A 16,892-nucleotide genomic window follows, 5' to 3' on the forward strand; every position below is an offset into this window, starting at 1 on the left:
CGATGAACTGAACATCCGGAACCATGACTCTGAGACGTTTACTTAAACAAAAACCGGCACTGCTGGCTGGCGCTCTTCTGATGGTGGCCGGTGCGGCCACACTGTATTTTCCGGAAACCTGGTACCCGGAGGAAACGCAGTGGCAGCTTGCGACAGAAAAATACATTCCCGGTATACAGGGCGGTCTCTCCGGCCTGACGTGGAACCCGGACAGCGGAACGCTGTTTGCCGTGACCGACCATCCGTCGTCGGTGGTGGAGCTGGACACGGACGGGAACGTGCTGCGGGTGATACCATCGGATGGCGACCATGATTTTGAGGCCATTGAGTATCTCGGCCGGAACCGCTATGTCCTGTCCCGGGAACGGGAGCGGATACTCACCACCCACCACATTGACAGGAATACGTCTGTCCTGCCGCCGGCGTCATACACCCTGACCCTGGATGTGGACAGAAAAAGCGACAATGCCGGTTTTGAAGGCCTTGCCCGTGGACGGGGAGAGAATGCCCTGATAGTGGCGCAGGAAAAGAAACCGCTTCGTTTTTTAGAAACGGACCACAGCCATGACTCTCTGTCGGTCAGTGATTCACTGACGCACCGGTTGTCCCTGCCGTGGTTCCTGAAGGATATCTCCGGCCTGCATTACGACAGGAAAAACAGGCGGCTGTATGTGCTTTCCCATGAATCAGCCCTGGTACTGGTGTCAGACCCCGAGGGCGGCTGGTGGGTGATGCCGCTGCGCCGGGGACACAGTGGTCTGGAGCGGGACATTCCGCAGGCGGAAGGGATAGCTTCTGATGGCCGGAATTCGCTGTGGATAGTCAGTGAGCCAGACCGGTTTTACCGCTTCAGCCGGACAACGACGTCATGAGTGCGGATAAAAATACGCCCCCCTGTGGGCAGCACGATTAACGGGCTTCTGGGTATAATCCTGACCGTGTGGCTTTAATTTGGCTGAGAAGGAGCTCCTCCCGGAAGTACTCGATACGGTCTGGACAGACTGTAAGCGGGGAGTGTAACAGATGAGGAATACCAGATGAGCAGGTTGCGGCTGGAGAAAGTACTTTCGTTCTGAATAACATTCGCTGTATATAAGTTTTTTAAAACGAAAAGCAACATGTAGTACACAGTTAACGATTTTCCCCGGGCCAGACAAATCACCCCGTCGAATGAATTATTGCCCCGATCACGGTTGCACTGAATTCTGGCCATTTTCAGTATTCCTTTTTTCACGGATGCGTTTAATCAAAATTTCCCGTAGCGCTGCTCAAATTCTTTATCACCCGTCAGCGGCCAGCGTATGCGGTGCCACCGCAGCTCCTGTGCCTGGGCGGCGCTGAATCTAGCGCGTTCCAGCAGAGCGTCCAGCGCGTCGCCGACGTCAGTCTCATACCGGGAGGCCGTGAGCGGAAACGCCTCCGCACATTTTGTTTTACAGCGTTAACTTACCCAGTCTTCCAGTACCAGGCCCGGTACCCGCTCAAATTCCCGCGTATTATTCGTCACCAGCACGGCACCGGCGGCGATGGCATGCCCGGCAATCGCCGTGTCGTTCGGACCGATCGGCGTCCCGGCGAGGCACAGTGCCACCTTAATCTCCGTGGTGGCGTCTACCGCAGCGCGATCCCAGGGCAGGATGGCATCGAGGCGGGCGCAGAACGCGTCGACCAGCTGGACGAGACGCGGCGAGGCCTTAGGTCCGGTGGCGCCGAAGCGCATCTCGGAGTAGGTGATGGCCGAGATCACGATACGGTGGCCGCGCAGCACCGCCTGCTCAAGGCGCTTCAGCACCGCTTCCGACTTCTCGCGCATGATGAACGAACAGATACAGGTATCGAGCATATAGGTCTTCGTACGTGGCTGTTTCATAGCTCAAAGCGTCCTTCGTCGCTGACAACGTCCTCGCGCTCCGCCATAAAGTCCGGGTCAGCTTTTTCGAGCTGCGCGAACGAGCCCCAGGTCGGCCGGACAGGGCGCAGGATGATGCTGTCCCCTTCCCGGACGATTTCCAGCTCGCTCACCCCCTCAAAATCCAGATCGCGTGGAAGGCGGATGGCGCGGTTGTTGCCGTTTTTAAAAATGGATACGGTTCTCATGATTCTCTCCCGGGTAAGTGTGGATATGTGATGCATATCCGGAATGATGTTCATTGCACCGGGTGTGTGCATATGTTCAGTATAGGCAGATGTTCGGCATATGTATAGATTCAGCATATGCAGATGGTTAGGATATGCGTATGCCACGGATATGCAGATGTCAGGCATATGGATATGTTCAGCCTATGTTATTTTCTCTCTTTCCCCGCGCAGATCCGATTTCTGGTGGTCCCGGATCTTCTTTATCCTCACCGGTGCGCCGCGACCCGGTAACACAAGATGTAGCGGCTCAGTCATCTGCTGTTGCTACCAGATGTTGTGTTATACCCCTTCCCTGTGACCCGGCGCGCAGGGCAGAAAAGACCGCTTTGCTTATTCCCTGACCGTGGTACACTTCCGGAAAGTCGTGAATAGACAAAAAATCGGATCACCTGAAAATAGCCGTCATGTAATTCCGTTACGTTTTTATAAGTTGGATTGTAATTGCATGTGGTTAAAGTTTCATTATGAAAAAGATGAGTGATTTACTAATAGTGTGATAACAGTATGCGTTTTAAGGATTGAAAACATGCATCAGTAAAATGCACGAGAAAATACATATAAGAGATATGTAGATAATGGCGGCGAACAGTTAACTCAGTCACTATAAGCTGGTTAACAGTATTCACAATGCGTGGCAGATTTTTGCTTCATCGGAATGTATACTTAATTGCATACCTGAAGTATGTAAAAAAGAGGTGAATCATGAAGCAGCGAATTACAGTGACAGTGGACAGCGACAGCTATCAGCTGCTCAAGGCATACGACGTGAATATCTCCGGTCTGGTCAGTACGACCATGCAGAACGAAGCCCGCCGTCTGCGAGCCGAACGCTGGCAGGAAGAAAATCGGGAAGGTATGGCTGAGGTGGCCAGCTTTATAGAGGCTAACGGATCGTTTGCTGACGACAACAGGAACTGGTGATATGCAGTTTAAGGTTTACACCTGTAAAAGGGAGAGTCGCTACCGGCTGTTTGTGGACGTGCAGAGCGACATCATTGACACCCCCGGACGGCGGATGGCTGTCCCGCTGGTCAGCGCCCGTCTGCTGTCGGAAAAGGTTCCCCGCGATCTTTACCCGGTGATGCATATCGGGGATGAGCCTTACCGCCTGCTGACCACGGATATGACCAGTGTGCCGGCCACCGTCATCGGGGAAGAGGTGGCCGATCTCAGCCTCCGGGAGAACGATATCAAAAACGCCATTAACCTGATGTTCCGGGGGATCTGATATGCGTGTCAGCGAACAGGTGCTGCTCAGTAGTCTACGTCAGGGCGGCTGTGTGCGGAGTTTCTGGCGCCGCTCCGCCAGACTGGCGGGTACGCCCTCTCCGATCGTTCCGGACGGGCTTGTGCTGGAAACCCCCGGTGAACGCGGGGATACCCCACTCTGTCATGTGGATTTTGCGGTGGTACAGAAGTGGCTGGTCTGCGAGGAAACCTGGACACAGACCCTCGGGGGAACGGAGTTCGGCGGGACGGTCTGGCGACTGCGTACTGACAGGGAGAACACCACCTCATGACACGGTCACGCATCTGTCCGGATACTGAATCCACCGGTCTCAGTCCGGCATCGGATGCCCTGCCGGTCAGGGAGACGACAGAACAGTTTGCACAGGTCTTTTTCGGAAAATCCGTGTCCCTGCTGACGCCGGAAGAGCGGTTCACGACGGTGTACGCCGGCTCCCGGGATATACCTGCGGATTTGCATCCGGCGAGCTGGTTTCCGGCCGACACCTGGTTTCGTAACGAACTTCGCGCCTGCGCGGCCTATGTCGGACGTCGTCAGGGCTGGCCACTGTATCACGCTTCAGAAGCGGAACGGCTGCGCGCACTCTATCCGCTACGGCTCGCCACGCCCGCGACCGATCCGGGAAAACAATTGCTGACCCGTACGGCGCTGCTGAAAGCGGGTTACTCACGTGCCACGATTGCGGCCATGACACCGGTGGCCGAACGGCAGAACCGTCACAGCGGCGACTGGTATCCTTTATACAGGGTTCAGACTGAAACCAGAGATGACTCCGGGGAAAAAACATGATGTCCCGGAATATTTCACTTAACGGAGAGAGGACATGAGTCAGCCACCGTTACCTGCTGTCTGTACGCAGGCAGCGTCCGCCCTGCTGCCGGTGGCCATTGATTACCCGGCGGCCCTCGCACTGCGCCAGATGGCAATGCAGCATGACGACTACCCGAAATATCTGCTGGCACCGGAGGTAAGTGCCCTGCTCCACTACGTCCCTGATCTGCATCGCAGGATGCTGCTGGCCACTCTATGGAATACCGGCGCACGGATTAACGAGGCGCTGGCCCTGACACGGGGAGACTTTTCGCTGGCACCACCTTATCCGTTTGTGCAGCTGGCCACTCTGAAACAGCGGGCGGAAAAGGCGGCCAGAACGGCAGGACGGATGCCGTCCGGCAGCCAGCCCCACCGCCTGGTGCCGCTTTCTGATAACCAGTATGTCAGCGAACTGCAGATGATGGTGGCCACGCTGAAAATCCCGCTGGAGCGTCGTAACAGACGTACCGGCAGAACGGAAAAGGCGCGCCTCTGGGAGATCACCGACCGGACGGTCCGTACCTGGATTGGGGAGGCGGTTGAGGCCGCAGCGGCTGACGACGTGACGTTCTCAGTCCCGGTGACACCCCATACATTCCGCCACTCCTATGCGATGCACATGCTGTACGCCGGCATACCGCTGAAGGTGCTGCAGGCGCTGATGGGACACAAATCGGTGAGCTCGACGGAAGTGTACACGAAAGTGTTTGCGCTTGATGTTGCCGCACGACACCGGGTGCAGTTTCAGATGCCGGGTGCTGATGCAGTGGCTATGCTCAAAGGAGGTTCATAGAGACGTGTATGCATTTTTCAGCCTTTCGCCTGCAACAGGCCATCTGGAACCGGGAGTTTACGCCGTTTTATCAGCCTATTGTCTGCGCCACAGGAGGGGAGGTGGTGGGCTGCGAAATGCTGGCCCGCTGGCTGCATCCGCAGAAGGGCCTGCTGAGCGCCGGGAACTTTATTCCCGCCATTGAAGCCACCGGCCTCGGCGGAGCGCTGCTGCGCGGACTGGCCGACGAGGTCTGCGGGGACGGGCAGGACCTTGCCCGCAGTGCCGGCCGCAGGCTGATGATGACGCTGAATCTCAGCCTGAGCCTGGTTATGACGCCGCTTTTCCGTCCGCACCTGCTGGCCCTCAGCATCCGGCTGGAGCAGGCCGGCATGACCCCCGTCTTTGAAATCACCGAGCGGGAAGATATCCGCGCCTTTCCTCAGGCGGCGGTATTCCGCCAGCTTGCCGCCGGGGGGCTGCGGTTCGCCGTGGACGACTTCGGCACCGGTCATGCCGGTCCCGCCAGCACGGTGGCTGATCGGATGATTGCGCGCACCGTCAGTCTGGCCCGGTGCTAGGGGGCCCGGGTCATTGCCGAAGGTATCGAGACCCCGGCGCAGGCGGCGCGCCTGCGGGACGCGGGGGGCGATTACCTGCAGGGCTGGCACTGCGGCGCCCCGATGCCCTTCGGGCTGTTTCATTTCCGGCTGACGCAAAAAAGCCAGCCGGCCTTTGGTTAAGTTATGTGCACAGGAGTCATTTCTATGAACCAGCCGTTGTTATTCCGGACCGTTGCCGGCAGGCAGAGCAACCATGAAGGGTTTTACATGCCCCCGGGCATCCGCCATCTGGGCACCCTGTCCCTGTACCGGGCCGTGGCCTGGTGGGGGCTGTTTCTGGGCCGGGAGTTTACCCGCGATGACGTCAGCGAGGCGTTCAGCATTGAGCCCCGCCGTGCCAGCGGTATCCTCAATTACATCTGTAACCGTCACAATGACGACGACATTTGCTTTGATTCCCGCCTGCACCCCGTGCGGGGAGGCCGAGCCCAGCTCGTGGTGCGTATCCGGGCAGTGGAATCCCGCCCGGACACCATCCGCCGGCAGCGGACAGACCGGCCGGGCGGGAAGGTGAGTGACCGGCAGTATGACCGCCAGATGGCGCACTGGCTGCTGTCCCGCCCGGCCGGCGGTGATACGGCAAAACTAGCCGCCTGGCAGGCAGCCTGCCCGGTCCGGGAGGCATCATGCTGATTATCGTCAGTGACTGTCAGTTTACCCGCCTGGCGCTGACGCGCCTGCTCGCACATCTGGACCCCGTGAACATGAGTGTTGCCCGGTGGTTACAGACCGCGCCGCCGGCAGGCAGCCATGTGCTGCTGGCGGCCTCTCCCGGCATGCTGGCATCGCTGGTCCCGGCCTGCCATCACGCCAGGACATCACTGTCCCTGAAACTGGCGCTGCTGGGCTCAGGAGGACAGGCTGTCTTCCTGAACACCCTCGGTCTCAGGCCGGACTGCCTGCTGCCGCGCACCGCCTCCGCGACTCAGCTGAAGGCCGCGGTCAGCAGCTGGCTGCGCCGTGCGCGGGGCTGGCGGCAGGCGACGACGGAGAGTATCTCCCTGCGCGAGCGACAGGCGCTGTGTGCCACGCTCGCCGGCCTCTCCGCGCGCACGGCGCCCGGCTCGGCATCAGCCCCAAAACCTTTTACGGCCATCGCCGCAGCGCGCTGAACCGCCTGGAGCTGCTGGCCAATCCGGTGATCGGCCTGCCTGACCCTGCGGCGCACTACAGCATGATGCTCCACCCGGGGTCGCCGCCCTTTTTCAGCAGCCGGACGACCGGCGCCGGTAGCCACAACGTTTCTGCACATCACCCCGTGCACCTTCCGGTAACACACCGTTCTCATTATACGGACATGACACTATGAAATTATCCTCCTGTACTCCCCGGCGTGGACGGGGTGTACCTGGGCCACATTGTGGATGCAGGCCACCACACCGCTGGTTTTAACGCTCACGCCGGCCATGACGGCCCGGGCGGACATCGCGTCCCGGATCGGGCAGAGCCCGTTCTCTACCGACCGGGATGCCGCCCTCGCCGGGATCCGGACCGTGCCTTATACCCTGAAAAAGGGGGAGACGGTGGCGCAGGCGCACGGCCTGACCGTCCCACAGCTGAAAAAACTGAACGGGCTCCGCACTTTCGCCCGCGGCTTTGACCACCTGCAGGCCGGCGACGAGCTTGACGTGCCGGCGGTCCCGCTGACCGGCGGGAAAGGTGACAATAACCGCCATGACGCCCGCGGTCCGTTTGCTGCTGACCGGGAAAATGAGGACGCGCAGGCGCAGCAGATGGCCGGCATGGCCTCACAGGCCGGCAGCTTCCTCGCCAGCCATCCGGACGGTCAGGCCGCCGCCGGGATGGTTACCGTCACTTCCGGCCGTCTGACATGCTCGGGGCGAACATCTTCCTCGACTATGACCTCTCCCGCGACCACGCCCGCGCCGGCTTCGGCGGAGAATACTGGCGCGACTTCCTTAAGCTTTCCGCCGACGCCTATGTCGGCCTGACCGGCTGGAAAACCTCCCCGGATGTGGAGGACTACGAAGAGCGTCCGGCCAGCGGCTGGGACCTGCGTGCTGAAGGCTACCTGCCGTCGTACCCGCAGCTCGGGGCGAAGATGGTGTATGAGCAGTATTACGGAAATGAAGTGGGCCTGTTCGGGAAGGATGAGCGGCAGAAGAACCCGCACGCCCTGACCGCCGGGGTCAGCTGGACTCCGGTGCCGCTGCTGAAGCTCAGCGCGGAGCAGCGCGCCGGCAAGGCCGGGGAGCATGACACCCGCTTCGGGGCAGAAGCGAGTTACCGCATTGGTGACAGCCTGCGCAGCCAGCTGGATCCGGATGCCGTGGGCGCCCTGCGCAGCCTGGCGGGCAGCCGCTACGACCTGACTGACCGTAACAATGACATTATCCTCGAGTACCGTAAGCAGGAGGTGACGTGCCAGTAATTTCACGATGCAATTGTGCTTCAATCACCGGGATTTTCGGGATTCTGACCGCACCATCCAGCACTTTTACCCCAACAGCTTGCCGTGTTTGCGCTTGAACATAGGGAAGCGGGCTTTTAGCTTCGGATTGAAGCAGTTGGAAAAGGCAACATCGAGATTGATCACCGCCTGTTGCAACGCAATAGAGTCATATTCCTTTAGCCATGCGTATTTACGGAATTTACGGAATTTTTTCTCTACAGCCAGAAGCGGTTTAATGTCTTTACGCGGGGTTAAACTTACGCCGTGTCGTTGATAAGCGTGTTTCTTGATATGCAGAGATTTGCTGTACACAAAACGGACTGCACCGAACTGGGCGTTAAGGTGCTCCGCCTGTTCCGGTGTCGGATATATGCATACTTTCGTGGCTCTTAACACATTCAGCGCTCATTAATATATTGTATTTATTTTAACATGTTAAGTGAAAAATTCAATTGAGTAATCACCACGAATCACTGGAAGGCTTTCTTCGTAAACGGCATAGTGTAAGTAAGCTGGTTGTGCATTTAATCTTTACGACAAAATACCGCTGCAAGCTGTTTGACGGGCAGATTATCGCTCAGTTACGTGATGCTTTTGGTTCGGCTGCGGCAAAGTTGGAGTGCGAAATTATCGAGATGGATGGTGAACAAGATCACGTCCATCTGCTGATAGCGTATCCGCTAAAACTGGGGGGGGTCAGCGTGATGGTAAATAATTTAAAGTCGGTATCGTCGCGGCTTCTCCGTCAGCAGAATACCCACTTGCGGATGCAGAGCAAAACCGGGCTGCTGTGGTCTCGTTCTTACTTTGCCTGTAGCGCCGGTGGTGCCACGATAGAAACGCTTAAAGCATACGTGCTCAGACAGAATACGCCGGAGTAGCCTGCCCTAAAGCCCTTCGGGCTTTTCGCCTTATATCCCCGCCCGCATTGGGCGAGGGTTTACAGCGGATCTTGCTAAGGCTCTCTATTAACTTACCATTCATAAAATGAATATTTAAAAAAGTTATCAATCGTGTTTTTCATCATAAGCCCTGACATAAAATTCCCCTGATGATGAGAAGTGTTTTTTTATTTCTTGTAAGCTAGGAAGTATGTTGGATGTTTTCCAAGAATCAATGAATTGTACATATGGTTTTTTATCATATTCACAGATAACCACAGCGTTGAAATCATGTCTACATTCGCCAATTATTGGAGCTATGTAGTTCTCTGCGCTAATGATAAAAGAACTTTCCCTCTTAATGTCATAACGGTTTAATATTTCTTTTTCCACCTCATCGATGGAATTTAAACAATATGATTGGTTAAGCTCATGACCAAAAATGATTTTATCAACAATGGCGCTGTCTAATCCCACTGTAGGAGAGGCAGTGTTCTTCGAACTTAATATATCCTGTCGGTGATGTATGTTATAATGTAAACACGCTGATAATAAAACGCAGTTCCCAGAGTAATGGATGTATGTATTATTTACATATCTAGCCATTTGTTTTAAATTATCTCGACTCAAATTTTGTGGATACAAAATTCTCTCTTTTGATTCAATACAAAGCGCATCTTTAATTCTCTTGACTTCATTTGAATCATTATTATTGATATTTTTTGAATTTATACGTGATATTATATTTTGGGATGACGCACTACCAGAAACTCTCATAGTTACACTACCTCAATAAAATGCATATTACAAAACATTAAATATAATATTTTTCAAAAAACGCTCTTGCTTATGTAATTTTCACCATTACAGTGCGGACATATCAATATGCATGAGCGTTATTCCTTTACGGTGCCGGAATTCGTCAGTAAGGGGGGAGCCTTCAATGAAAATTTGTAATTTATTGATTAATAAATTAATGAGCATTTAAAATAGCTGTTTAACGGCGTTTACTGTTCCGTTGCTCCTCAAACCCATACTTACTCTGTCATCAAACGATAAAACTCTTCCTCACGTAAAGCCTGTCTCTGCATTTCGCCACCATCACGCCCACTTCGTAGTTCATTACGATAACTGAGATATTTCCAATTTTCAGGATGAACGTCTGACTCAGGACACTGTCCTGAAATAACCCCATTTTCGGATAGTCTGGATTCCAGACACTCTATAAATTGCCGTGTCCTGTGGAGAAACGACGCACTGTACTGCGAATTTTCCTGGTCTGGTTTTATATACAACGTGAACTGAGCGCCCAGGCTAACACGGTCTTGTTGAACGACCTTCTCCATATCGGTCACTTTCCACTTATCTACCGGACTGTCCTCTGAAAACAGCAATCCGGACAGCGCTTGAAATGCTTGTGGCACCATATCCCTGAGCACACTGATGTGGAACTTGTCACCGGCAAATTTGCCCTGAGACTGAGGTGATTCTCGACGAGCATGGATGAAAACATCGTAACCATGGTTATTCAGCTGAAAACCTTGGCTCATAGCAAAGAAACCACTCTGGCGCATCCCTGAATAGTCAGGCACATCCAGCGCCTCTTTAAAGTGGGGTACCGGCATCTTCCGCATTTGGTTGTGCAAGGAGTTGAAATTATTTTTCAGGTGCTTACTTGTAGATGGTATTTCCGCCCCATCATAAGCAGCTACAATATTCAAAGGAGGGATGTTTAGATTTAGATTAGGCCTATTTATGGGCATGGGAAATCTCCTTTGCGATATGGATATATCGCCATATTATTAGATATAAATTCTCAGTTTTTTTTAATAAAACGATTAGTTATCCAGAAAACCTCATTTTTTATCAGGCGAAAAAATGATATTTCGGTCCGTTCCGAGCAGAAAGTTAAAGAAGGGTAATGGCAAAAGTTTAGATGCACTACTTTGCGGGCCTAGGGTGACGGAAAAATCTGGGGTTCCGGAGTATAACCCCTTATAGAGCTAGGCCGCTCATACCACTTCTGGAATAGATTCTTAGTATCTATGAGTTGAGTACCCTCATGTTTATTATTCTTTTTATCCTGTTTGTGTCAGCAGTTGCATCATCACTTAATCTCAGCTTACTAAGCTGGCTTGCAAAGTCTTGGGATCCACAATTTACAATGCTTTCGATTTTGAGTTTAGTATTTGGAGGGAAAAGCATCTCTGCCTCTCCCTTAAAATGTGCAACATCTCCGAGTATTCTACCTTTATGTCCTTTTTCTAGGTATATGTTGAGAATAGTGTCATTTATCCATGCCTTATCTGGCGATGTACTCATAAAAGCTTTCTCTATTATTATATTACCTATAGTAGTGTATTCCTTCAGCACATCCGATAATGCGGGCTTATCAAGCTTCAGGCCCCGGTATACGACTCTGTGATCTGTTTCGGGAAGTGAACTTAATCCCTCCACAATATCATTTATATAAACTGACATGGCATTTTTAAACTCCTCATCACTGGGTTCATTTGTGGAAAGATAGTCTCTGGAGAGCAGAGTTTCTTTTGCCTGTGTTTCAGGATAATCATCCCCACGTAAATATTTATTAATCACACTGTACCCTTGAGCTGAATAGTACCTCAGAGCTTGAATCTGCTTTGATTCCTCTACAATCGCCCATTTTGATTTTGGTCGAGATGAATTACCTCCCATCATCGGAGGAGGCGGTGGCGGTGGCATCATATTGTTGACAGGAGCTCTTCTATAACCGTCGCCTTCATAGGCCAGCGTCCGAGCAGCGCAAAGCTGTGTCAGTATCGGATTTTCGTCATACTCCAGCAGCAGACGGGAAACCAGCGTATCGGCTTCACCCAGTTCATCAGGAAAGTGGTGGAACATCAGGACTTGGCGGCACAGGCGATGGAGGCGGATCTCAAAGCCGTAGTTATACAGGGAGAAGGGATCCTGGCGGGCGAGCCAGCTGTTCTGAGCAGTGAATGCAGGCGGTACCTGTGGATCTACACCACGTTCGCCGTAGTCAAACACTAGGGTGAACAGCCACTGTACCGCGGGTGTGGCGCTAGTCCAGAGGTACAGATCGGCGGCGGGGGTCGCGTTGCCATACTGTACCTTGCTGAGATAGCGCATGGCGCTGCGATCGCGTCCGGCCTCGTCCCCATTGAGGTCCACATTGTCACCGTTCTCCGCCAAGTAGGAGTAATAGATATGCTCGCCGGCAGGGGTCACCGACTCCTCAACCAGCCATTGCGCCGTATGAGAGGCGGCCTGCGGATCGCTGAGGCGTGCTGCGGCGGTTTTCCCCAGCAGGTGCAGGATGCCGTTACTGTCATGCAGTAACCAGAAATCATCGCCGTTGCTGTTGCCCACCCAGTACTCCAGGCGATAAAAACTGCTCTCCGTGCGGGGCTGATAGCGGGTCACCGTGTAGCTTTGCGGGAACGATACGTCACCGTACGAGAAGCAGGTGACGGGATTGGGGGCATCACCGGTGCTGAGCGTTTGAACCAGCACTTCTCCGTCCGGCCCCAGAAACTCATCGCTGTCGTTATACTGCGGCACGCCATGGCTGGTGCGGCGGGCAATGCTCATTGTCGCGCAGGACCAGCCCACGCCGAAGGGGCCATTGCCGCCACCGCTGCTGTAGTGCAGCGCCAGCGCAGGCGCAAAGCCGCGTTCGGCGCTGATGGGCAGAGGCAGCGTTATACTGGCTAGGCCGTCAGGGCCTGACTGACTCAGCGCCTTGCCCCCTTTTGGCAGGAAAGGGGGAGTGATCAGCGCTAAAGTGGCAGATGAAAAACCATTTAGTATCAACATACACTATCTCCTGAAACTGGCCGTCTGACGATGGACAGGTATATTTTCTGCTTACAGCGTCTGCTCTACGGCCTGTTCAAAAGTGCTGCCGCCGTACAGCGCGGTAGAATGCACCTGAACAATGACGTCGCTCAGATTCTGCAGAATGGTCTGCTGCTCACTACTCTGGTAGCGCGGGAAGCTAAACTGCCGGCTGGCACGCAGAGTACCCGCAATCAACTGTTCCACCTGGGGGAACGGTAATCGCTAACTGTCGGGCAAAGGTATTCAGTGCTTCAAATGGCGTATAGTCGGCGGTTTTCAGCCCCAGATTGGTCTGGTAAAAAGAGGTCAGGTCAGTGGCGGTACTGTTGTCCGGCTCGGTCGGCAGTGTCTGCTGCTCTGGTGACAGCCGGCTGGCGAGCTCCATGGCATAGTTACTGTTATCGCCGGTCAGCGAGTTGCTCAGGAACCACGGCCAGTCAATGCTGCTCTCGCTGATAATATCTTCCAGCGACACATCGGTATTCAGCAGAGATAACTCCACCTGGTCGTGTGGAAAATGATACGGCAGCAGGGTCGGTATTTGCTGGTTAATGGCATCATTAACCACCATCAGGGTGGCCAGGTCCGGCCGACGCTCTGCCTGTCCCTGAATACCGCCGACAGCGGAACTGCTCAGGTTCGTGCCATTGTCCGGTGTCTGCTGCAAGGTCCCCCGAACTCTGCGGGTCAATTGATTTTCTCGGAACATGCAGCGGATATACTGCGCTTGGCCCATCGCCAGGTCCCAGGCTTTACCTCCGCGGGATCCCGGCCATGACATATTGGCGTTAATAAACTGTTTACGGGTCTGACGGACAATATCAAACACGGAATAATAATTATATTTTGCAAAATTCCCTGCCGGGACCCGGATGGCGGTTTCGACCTGTGAAAGTGCCGGACTGGTGGTCTGATTCATATTCATAAATAATGATGACTCCTGAAAATAAACAGAATGAAATCCTTAAGACTGATAATGTCTGCAGGGGAATTATTTTGTATTGCCAGAAAATGAGTAGCTTATATTGAGTTTATTTATGTGCTATTTTTCTGCTGTGCGGAATCGCGGTTCCCGGTGTGCAAAGATGGCACAACAAATTAACTCAGGAATAAACAACGTTCAGCGCTCCGGCGTCGGGTCAGGCCGGGAACAACCTGACCGCTGGCGTGGTCCCATTTCAGGAATTCATTCGCTGCGCCGTCATAGTCACCGTTATTCAGTTTCTTCAGTAAAGTGGCGTGAGCCAGCGCGTTAATGCCCATGTTTTAGGTAATCCACCAGAGCATCAAACTGATTCTGTGTCAGATTGACGGCGACCAGCCGGTTTACTCCATGCTCCGCGGTGAACTACCGCTATGGAGGATGGGGATTGCTGACAATCTGAATCTGGCAAATGCCGTGAATACAGGTGTTGCGGCCCTTACGCTGCATAAGGTCAGAAGGTGGACTGTTTCAGTTCCTGCTGTATCAGTTTTATAGCTTTACGATAATCTGGTGTCTCCCGTTTCTTGGTCGGGTAATACAAGGAGGTACAGAGCGCTACGCCTTTGATGTGCAGTGCGTGATCTGTTGATAATCCCAGAGCCCGACAGACTCTGACGGGGATGAGTAACATCGCCAGCCCTTGTTGTAACCGGTACAGTGAACTGAACAAATCGACGTTATCAAAACTGAATGCAGGGTTGGTAATACCTAGTGTCTGTTTAAAAAAATGGTATATGGTGTCCAGATTAAAATTTTTAGCCCCCTCATGAAAAAGTACAGGTGTTCCGGCCAGTCTGTTGATATCAGGTTTGCCGCAGAGAAAGAATTTTTTAGGAATAAATAACATGACCCCACCCTCCACTGATGTCCGGCAGACAAGCGATTCCCGATGAAAATAATTTCTGGCAGAAATAACAATGCAGTTGTTTGTCTGACACAGTTCTTCTATTATTTGGCTGTTAACGGCTCTCCCCATTATATTTGTTTTTTGGCCGGAAATGGTCAGTGCTGAAATGATCAGATTTTTTAAACTTTCCGGATAAATTTCGTCAAATATTATTTCTAGTTGTTTCGTTTTACCCGTAGGTCCGATTTCCTGCTCCAGTGCATGTAAGAAAATATAATGGGATTTTACTTTTCGATAAATAGTTTGTGCAAATTCGGTTGGGATAAGAGTGCCATTCTTCCGTATAAAGAGTCTTTGTTTCAGCTCTCTTTCCAGGTCTGAAATAACCCTGCTCAGCGGGGTTCGGGTGATATACAGTACTGATGTTGCGATACTGAAGGAACCTGTTTCCATCAGTGTTATGAAAATTTTTAATTTTTTATTAATCAAGAAATCCATAATATCTCCTTTTTTTTTCAGAATAATCCTGAAAAAATGTTTTGATGTGCAAAAACAGGATGGCGGTGACCTGTTTTTGCACAGACTGATTAGTTCTTACTAATCATGGTGTTACTGGATAGGATTATGGGCGATAGATTTTATGCATACCCTGACTTTATTTCTGAGTGGATTTAATTGACCTGTTATGATGTATAGCTGGATAACAACGATGTATACCCATGATCAATGAAGATGCTTGGTTTCAAAAATAATCAGGATCATGCTGATGGCTATGAATGTTGAGTTGACCGCAGAACAAAAAATCGCTCTTGAAGCATTACAACGAAAAAGTCGCGATCCCATAAATGAACAGAACCGATGTACGACCGGGCCGGAATTAAACGGGAGGCGTTATTAGGCCTGGCGCACTACAGGACAGAATGCAGAGCCTTTTTATAGGTTCAGTCGAACGAAAACTCACGCCAGGCGAGAAAGGTTGTCTGAAAAATCGATTAGTGTGCACTAAATAGCTTCGCAAAATAGTAGATCACTGAAAGGGAACTCAGCCCGGATTGTGCGATCTGATCAATCGCCAAACATCACAAATCACCAACCGGACTGAGCGATGCCGATCATAGCAGCAATTCCTGATGAAGAACGACAACTGATGCGCAAAGAGGCCCAACAAACCCACGATAAAAACCATGCGCGACGGCTTATCGCCATGCTGATGCTGCATCAGGGAATGACCGTCACTGACGTTGCCAGATTACTCTGTGCCGCCCGTTCATCCGTTGGTCGATGGATAAACTGGTTTACTTTACATGGTGTTGAAGGACTAAAAAGCCTCAGACCCGGACGTGCTCCACGCTGGCCGGTCGCTGATATCCTTCAGCTCTTGCCACTATTGGTACAGCGTTCCCCGAAGGATTTTGGCTGGCTGCGCTCACGCTGGAGCACGGAGCTTCTGGCACTCGTCATCAACCGACTTTTTGATGTGACGCTGCACCGCTCCACCCTGCACCGATATCTGAGGCAGGCAGATATGGTCTGGCGCAGGGCAGCGCCAACGCTGAAAATCAAAGATCCGCACTATGAAGAAAAACGGCTTGTCATTGATCAGGCGCTGGCTCAGGAGCAGACTGCACATCCTGTGTTTTATCAGGATGAAGTCGACATCGACCTGAACCCAAAAATTGGCGCTGACTGGATGCCCAAAGGGCAACAGAAACGCATCGCCACGCCGGGACAGAACCAGAAGCATTATCTGGCAGGCGCACTGCATTCAGGTACGGGACGGGTTCACTACGTCAGTGGCAGCAGCAAGAGTTCTGATTTATTTATCAGTCTGTTAGAAACGTTACGCCGTACATACAGGCGGGCGAAAACCATCACACTGGTGGCGGATAACTACATCATCCATAAAAGCCGCAAAGTGGAACGCTGGCTGGAAGAAAACCCGAAGTTCCGGTTGCTGTTCCTGCCGATGTATTCGCCGTGGCTGAATCCGATAGAGCGACTGTGGTTGTCGTTACACGAAACCATAACGAGAAATCATCAGTGTCGGTACATGTGGCAGTTACTGAAACAGGTAGCACAATTTATGAATGCCGCTTCACTGTTTCCCGGCAATCAACAGGGTCTGGCTAAAGTGGAGCGGTAATATGCGAAGCTATTTGTAGCGGCTCGCAATCGAAATCCCCCCGACTCGCAATCAGCGCCAATTTTGGCTCACATTAACTGCAAATGAAAAACGCCACCGGCTCACATTAGGTGATAATGGGCTCGCATTTATCCTGCCCGGCTCGCAATCCATTCCACCGGGCTCACAATAACTGCAAATCAAC

Annotated in this window: 22 protein-coding genes and 1 pseudogene; 13 read left to right on the forward strand and 10 right to left on the reverse strand. The window is 52.7% G+C overall.

Annotation, left to right across the window (positions count from 1 at the left end; genetic code table 11):
- Window positions 1-23 precede the first annotated feature (23 nt).
- The gene (locus tag ACQ29O_RS23530; RefSeq protein ID WP_000175397.1) at window positions 24-872 is read left to right on the forward strand and encodes an SdiA-regulated domain-containing protein; all 849 of its coding nucleotides are present in this window, start codon (window positions 24-26) and stop codon (window positions 870-872) included.
- A gap of 569 nt (window positions 873-1,441) precedes the next feature.
- Here ACQ29O_RS23530 and ACQ29O_RS23535 read toward each other — a convergent pair.
- Together ACQ29O_RS23535 and vapB are read right to left on the reverse strand one after the other, a co-directional pair.
- Entirely contained in the window at window positions 1,442-1,870 is a 429-nt protein-coding gene (locus ACQ29O_RS23535) for a type II toxin-antitoxin system VapC family toxin (RefSeq protein ID WP_001746752.1), read from the reverse strand.
- Window positions 1,867-2,097, reverse strand: a complete 231-nt coding sequence (vapB, locus tag ACQ29O_RS23540; protein WP_001261283.1) for a type II toxin-antitoxin system VapB family antitoxin — start codon at window positions 2,095-2,097, stop codon at window positions 1,867-1,869. The genes ACQ29O_RS23535 and vapB overlap by 4 nt, the downstream gene beginning before the upstream one ends.
- 744 nt (window positions 2,098-2,841) lie before the next feature.
- On the opposite strand from vapB, the gene ccdA reads away from it, so the two are divergent.
- From ccdA to ACQ29O_RS23590, 10 genes are all read left to right on the forward strand, one after another.
- Complete coding sequence (gene ccdA / locus ACQ29O_RS23545; protein WP_000813641.1) at window positions 2,842-3,060, forward strand: type II toxin-antitoxin system antitoxin CcdA; 219 nt, start codon at window positions 2,842-2,844, stop codon at window positions 3,058-3,060.
- A gap of 1 nt (window position 3,061) precedes the next feature.
- Window positions 3,062-3,367: a type II toxin-antitoxin system toxin CcdB gene (ccdB, locus tag ACQ29O_RS23550; protein WP_001159863.1), complete on the forward strand. Its 306-nt coding sequence runs from the start codon at window positions 3,062-3,064 to the stop codon at window positions 3,365-3,367.
- A gap of 1 nt (window position 3,368) precedes the next feature.
- A complete protein-coding gene (locus tag ACQ29O_RS23555; protein WP_001266176.1) occupies window positions 3,369-3,659 on the forward strand; it encodes a hypothetical protein in 291 nt (96 codons plus the stop codon).
- Window positions 3,656-4,177 (forward strand): hypothetical protein, encoded by a 522-nt coding sequence (locus ACQ29O_RS23560; protein ID WP_000198608.1) that lies wholly within the window; start codon window positions 3,656-3,658, stop codon window positions 4,175-4,177. Before ACQ29O_RS23555 ends, ACQ29O_RS23560 begins: the two co-directional genes overlap by 4 nt.
- A 34-nt stretch (window positions 4,178-4,211) precedes the next feature.
- The gene (locus tag ACQ29O_RS23565) at window positions 4,212-4,994 is read left to right on the forward strand and encodes a site-specific integrase (protein WP_000082169.1); all 783 of its coding nucleotides are present in this window, start codon (window positions 4,212-4,214) and stop codon (window positions 4,992-4,994) included.
- Between the two features lie 8 nt (window positions 4,995-5,002).
- The gene (locus tag ACQ29O_RS23570; protein WP_015059439.1) at window positions 5,003-5,554 is read left to right on the forward strand and encodes an EAL domain-containing protein; all 552 of its coding nucleotides are present in this window, start codon (window positions 5,003-5,005) and stop codon (window positions 5,552-5,554) included.
- Window positions 5,555-5,719: 165 nt separating this feature from the next.
- Window positions 5,720-6,229 carry a CaiF/GrlA family transcriptional regulator gene (locus tag ACQ29O_RS23575; protein ID WP_001576634.1) on the forward strand — a complete coding sequence of 170 codons (510 nt, stop codon included), beginning with the start codon at window positions 5,720-5,722 and terminating at the stop codon, window positions 6,227-6,229.
- Window positions 6,223-6,708: a hypothetical protein gene (locus ACQ29O_RS23580; RefSeq protein WP_253336260.1), complete on the forward strand. Its 486-nt coding sequence runs from the start codon at window positions 6,223-6,225 to the stop codon at window positions 6,706-6,708. Before ACQ29O_RS23575 ends, ACQ29O_RS23580 begins: the two co-directional genes overlap by 7 nt.
- A gap of 252 nt (window positions 6,709-6,960) precedes the next feature.
- Complete coding sequence (locus ACQ29O_RS23585) at window positions 6,961-7,548, forward strand: LysM peptidoglycan-binding domain-containing protein (protein WP_001746585.1); 588 nt, start codon at window positions 6,961-6,963, stop codon at window positions 7,546-7,548.
- Window positions 7,443-7,988: an inverse autotransporter beta domain-containing protein gene (locus ACQ29O_RS23590; protein ID WP_223557487.1), complete on the forward strand. Its 546-nt coding sequence runs from the start codon at window positions 7,443-7,445 to the stop codon at window positions 7,986-7,988. The genes ACQ29O_RS23585 and ACQ29O_RS23590 overlap by 106 nt, the downstream gene beginning before the upstream one ends.
- A gap of 66 nt (window positions 7,989-8,054) precedes the next feature.
- Here the strand turns inward: ACQ29O_RS23590 and ACQ29O_RS23595 are convergent, their stop codons facing one another.
- A complete protein-coding gene (locus tag ACQ29O_RS23595; RefSeq protein ID WP_001746584.1) occupies window positions 8,055-8,405 on the reverse strand; it encodes a helix-turn-helix domain-containing protein in 351 nt (116 codons plus the stop codon).
- Window positions 8,406-8,461: 56 nt separating this feature from the next.
- Between ACQ29O_RS23595 and tnpA the strand changes: the two genes are divergently transcribed.
- The gene (tnpA, locus tag ACQ29O_RS23600; protein ID WP_039563782.1) at window positions 8,462-8,890 is read left to right on the forward strand and encodes an IS200/IS605 family transposase; all 429 of its coding nucleotides are present in this window, start codon (window positions 8,462-8,464) and stop codon (window positions 8,888-8,890) included.
- A gap of 126 nt (window positions 8,891-9,016) precedes the next feature.
- On the opposite strand, the gene spvD is transcribed toward tnpA, so the two are convergent.
- The 7 genes and pseudogenes from spvD to spvR all read right to left on the reverse strand — a co-directional run bounded on the left by spvD (window position 9,017) and on the right by spvR (window position 15,063).
- Window positions 9,017-9,667: an SPI-2 type III secretion system effector cysteine hydrolase SpvD gene (gene spvD, locus ACQ29O_RS23605; RefSeq protein ID WP_001746582.1), complete on the reverse strand. Its 651-nt coding sequence runs from the start codon at window positions 9,665-9,667 to the stop codon at window positions 9,017-9,019.
- Window positions 9,668-9,927: 260 nt separating this feature from the next.
- Complete coding sequence (gene spvC / locus ACQ29O_RS23610) at window positions 9,928-10,653, reverse strand: type III secretion system effector phosphothreonine lyase SpvC (RefSeq protein WP_061710410.1); 726 nt, start codon at window positions 10,651-10,653, stop codon at window positions 9,928-9,930.
- 280 nt (window positions 10,654-10,933) lie between these two features.
- Entirely contained in the window at window positions 10,934-12,709 is a 1,776-nt protein-coding gene (spvB, locus tag ACQ29O_RS23615; protein ID WP_001746580.1) for an SPI-2 type III secretion system effector NAD(+)--protein-arginine ADP-ribosyltransferase SpvB, read from the reverse strand.
- A 51-nt stretch (window positions 12,710-12,760) separates the two neighbouring features.
- The gene (locus ACQ29O_RS23620) at window positions 12,761-12,928 is read right to left on the reverse strand and encodes a hypothetical protein (protein WP_001526987.1); all 168 of its coding nucleotides are present in this window, start codon (window positions 12,926-12,928) and stop codon (window positions 12,761-12,763) included.
- Complete coding sequence (gene spvA, locus ACQ29O_RS23625) at window positions 12,891-13,658, reverse strand: virulence protein SpvA (RefSeq protein ID WP_001541537.1); 768 nt, start codon at window positions 13,656-13,658, stop codon at window positions 12,891-12,893. Before spvA ends, ACQ29O_RS23620 begins: the two co-directional genes overlap by 38 nt.
- Before the next feature lie 173 nt (window positions 13,659-13,831).
- Window positions 13,832-14,072 (reverse strand): annotated as a pseudogene (locus ACQ29O_RS23630) (lysozyme); the annotation flags it as partial.
- A 97-nt stretch (window positions 14,073-14,169) separates the two neighbouring features.
- Window positions 14,170-15,063: a virulence genes transcriptional activator SpvR gene (spvR, locus tag ACQ29O_RS23635; RefSeq protein WP_000346690.1), complete on the reverse strand. Its 894-nt coding sequence runs from the start codon at window positions 15,061-15,063 to the stop codon at window positions 14,170-14,172.
- A gap of 607 nt (window positions 15,064-15,670) precedes the next feature.
- Between spvR and ACQ29O_RS23640 the strand changes: the two genes are divergently transcribed.
- A complete protein-coding gene (locus tag ACQ29O_RS23640; protein WP_001121399.1) occupies window positions 15,671-16,708 on the forward strand; it encodes an IS630 family transposase in 1,038 nt (345 codons plus the stop codon).
- Window positions 16,709-16,892: the final 184 nt, after the last annotated feature.

Origin of the sequence: Salmonella sp. GDC200615, from assembly GCF_050574145.1 — a bacterium.
Taxonomy (GTDB): domain Bacteria; phylum Pseudomonadota; class Gammaproteobacteria; order Enterobacterales; family Enterobacteriaceae; genus Salmonella; species Salmonella enterica.

What these genes read in the sequence shown, in the direction of transcription:
- ACQ29O_RS23530 (WP_000175397.1), top strand. Translation starts at nt 24, where the DNA reads ATGACTCTGAGACGTTTACTTAAACAAAAACCGGCACTGCTGGCTGGC.
- ACQ29O_RS23535 (WP_001746752.1), bottom strand. Translation starts at nt 1,870, where the DNA reads ATGAAACAGCCACGTACGAAGACCTATATGCTCGATACCTGTATCTGT.
- vapB (WP_001261283.1), bottom strand. Translation starts at nt 2,097, where the DNA reads ATGAGAACCGTATCCATTTTTAAAAACGGCAACAACCGCGCCATCCGC.
- ccdA (WP_000813641.1), top strand. Translation starts at nt 2,842, where the DNA reads ATGAAGCAGCGAATTACAGTGACAGTGGACAGCGACAGCTATCAGCTG.
- ccdB (WP_001159863.1), top strand. Translation starts at nt 3,062, where the DNA reads ATGCAGTTTAAGGTTTACACCTGTAAAAGGGAGAGTCGCTACCGGCTG.
- ACQ29O_RS23555 (WP_001266176.1), top strand. Translation starts at nt 3,369, where the DNA reads ATGCGTGTCAGCGAACAGGTGCTGCTCAGTAGTCTACGTCAGGGCGGC.
- ACQ29O_RS23560 (WP_000198608.1), top strand. Translation starts at nt 3,656, where the DNA reads ATGACACGGTCACGCATCTGTCCGGATACTGAATCCACCGGTCTCAGT.
- ACQ29O_RS23565 (WP_000082169.1), top strand. Translation starts at nt 4,212, where the DNA reads ATGAGTCAGCCACCGTTACCTGCTGTCTGTACGCAGGCAGCGTCCGCC.
- ACQ29O_RS23570 (WP_015059439.1), top strand. Translation starts at nt 5,003, where the DNA reads ATGCATTTTTCAGCCTTTCGCCTGCAACAGGCCATCTGGAACCGGGAG.
- ACQ29O_RS23575 (WP_001576634.1), top strand. Translation starts at nt 5,720, where the DNA reads ATGTGCACAGGAGTCATTTCTATGAACCAGCCGTTGTTATTCCGGACC.
- ACQ29O_RS23580 (WP_253336260.1), top strand. Translation starts at nt 6,223, where the DNA reads ATGCTGATTATCGTCAGTGACTGTCAGTTTACCCGCCTGGCGCTGACG.
- ACQ29O_RS23585 (WP_001746585.1), top strand. Translation starts at nt 6,961, where the DNA reads ATGCAGGCCACCACACCGCTGGTTTTAACGCTCACGCCGGCCATGACG.
- spvD (WP_001746582.1), bottom strand. Translation starts at nt 9,667, where the DNA reads ATGAGAGTTTCTGGTAGTGCGTCATCCCAAAATATAATATCACGTATA.
- spvC (WP_061710410.1), bottom strand. Translation starts at nt 10,653, where the DNA reads ATGCCCATAAATAGGCCTAATCTAAATCTAAACATCCCTCCTTTGAAT.
- spvB (WP_001746580.1), bottom strand. Translation starts at nt 12,709, where the DNA reads ATGTTGATACTAAATGGTTTTTCATCTGCCACTTTAGCGCTGATCACT.
- spvA (WP_001541537.1), bottom strand. Translation starts at nt 13,658, where the DNA reads ATGAATATGAATCAGACCACCAGTCCGGCACTTTCACAGGTCGAAACC.
- spvR (WP_000346690.1), bottom strand. Translation starts at nt 15,063, where the DNA reads ATGGATTTCTTGATTAATAAAAAATTAAAAATTTTCATAACACTGATG.
- ACQ29O_RS23640 (WP_001121399.1), top strand. Translation starts at nt 15,671, where the DNA reads ATGCCGATCATAGCAGCAATTCCTGATGAAGAACGACAACTGATGCGC.